Here is a 1,784-nt window from a genome sequence, read left to right on the forward strand (position 1 = left end):
GCGCTGCGTATCACGCTGAGCGCGGCGCACACGCCGCAAGACGTACAGACGCTGATCGATGGCCTGGCGCGAGCAGCGGGGGCCCTGCGATGAGTGCAGCGTCATTGCGTGGCTGCTTCGTCACCGGCACCGACACCGAGGTCGGCAAGACGCGCGTCAGCGCCGCGTTGCTGCACTGGCTCGGTGAGCGAGGGCAGCGTGGTGCCGGCTACAAGCCGGTGGCGGCAGGCACGGAGGTGATCGGTGGCGAAGACGTCAACGAGGACGTGCGCGCGCTGCGCCATGCGAGTTCGGTGGCGTTGACCGATGCCGAGGTCGGCCCCCTCCAGTTCGAGGCTGCCTGCGCACCGCACATCGCGGCAGCGCTCGAAGGCCGCACCATCGAGCGCGCCGTCCTGCTGCAAGGTGCCTTGGCGCTCGCGACGCGCGCCGAGCGCCTCATCGTGGAGGGCGTTGGCGGGTTCTGTGTGCCGCTCGGGCTGGACTTCGACAGCGCCGACTTCGCCATGGACCTGGGCTTGCCGGTCGTGCTGGTGGTCGGGTTGCGGCTCGGCTGCATCAACCATGCACTGCTCACTGCCGAAGCCATCCATGCACGCGGTTTGCGACTGGCAGGCTGGATCGCGAACACCGTCGATCCGGCCATGCTGCATCGCGACGACAACCTCGCCACCCTTCGCCATGAATTGGGCCGGCGTCACCAGGCGCCTTGCCTGGGCAGGGTTCCCCGGCTGGCCAGCCCTGACCCTGCGGCGGTGACGGCCCACCTCGACGATGCAGCGCTGCGGACGCTGTTCGGCCTGGCCTGAGACAAGCCCTTCTTTACGCGTAACAACTCACGATCGGGAATCAACATGATGACGAACACCATCTCGCTCTCCGCGCTGCGCCCTGCGGTTTCTCGCAGCCCGATGCAAGCCGAGCCTCGCTGGCGCGTCGCAGACGTAGAGGCCTTGTTCGCGCAGCCGATCATGGACCTGCTTTTTCGCGCGCAACAGGTTCATCGCGAGCACTTCGATGCCAATGAGGTGCAGCTGTCCACGCTGCTGTCGATCAAGACCGGTGGCTGCGCGGAAGATTGCGGCTACTGCCCGCAGTCCGCGCACTTCGACACCGGCGTCGAGGCCAGCAAGCTGATGCCGCTGCAGGAAGTCGTCGAAGCGGCACAGGCCGCGAAGGCCCAGGGGGCCACGCGCTTCTGCATGGGTGCGGCCTGGCGCAGCCCCAAGGCGCGTGACATGGAAAAGGTGACCGACATGGTGCGCGAGGTTCGCGCGCTGGGCCTGGAGACCTGCATGACGCTGGGCATGCTCGAAGCCGAGCAGGCCCAGGCCCTGAAGAATGCGGGGCTGGATTACTACAACCACAACCTGGACAGCGCCCCCGAGTTCTACGGCAACATCATCAGCACCCGCACCTACCAGGATCGGCTCAATACGCTGGCCCATGTGCGCGACGCCGGCATCCATGTCTGCTGCGGTGGCATCGTCGGCATGGGCGAGAGCCGCGCCCAGCGCGCCGGGCTGATCGCGCAACTGGCCAACCTCGAGCCCTATCCCGAGTCGGTGCCGATCAACAACCTGGTGCAGGTCGAGGGCACGCCGCTGGCCGGCACCGAGCCGCTCGACCCCTTCGAGTTCGTGCGGACCATCGCGGTCGCGCGCATCGCGATGCCGACGACGATGGTGCGGCTGTCGGCCGGGCGCGAGCAGATGGACGAGGCACTGCAGGCGCTGTGCTTCGTGGCCGGCGCCAATTCGATCTTCTACGGCGACAAGCTGCTG

At 67.5% G+C, this 1,784-nt stretch carries 2 protein-coding genes; both read left to right on the top strand.

Annotated features, from left to right (window positions below; translation table 11 throughout):
* The first annotated feature begins 89 nt into the window (after window positions 1–89).
* The gene (gene bioD / locus AC1DY5_RS54070; protein ID WP_478122430.1) at window positions 90–809 is read left to right on the top strand and encodes a dethiobiotin synthase; all 720 of its coding nucleotides are present in this window, start codon (window positions 90–92) and stop codon (window positions 807–809) included.
* A gap of 102 nt (window positions 810–911) precedes the next feature.
* On the top strand, window positions 912–1,784 hold an 873-nt coding region (bioB, locus tag AC1DY5_RS54075; RefSeq protein WP_478122431.1), incomplete at its 3' end, for a biotin synthase BioB.

The sequence above is a fragment of the Variovorax sp. P4_D9 genome, from assembly GCF_056401695.1.

Coding starts and splice junctions, on each gene's coding strand:
- bioD (WP_478122430.1), top strand. CDS start 90: ATGAGTGCAGCGTCATTGCGTGGCTGCTTCGTCACCGGCACCGACACC.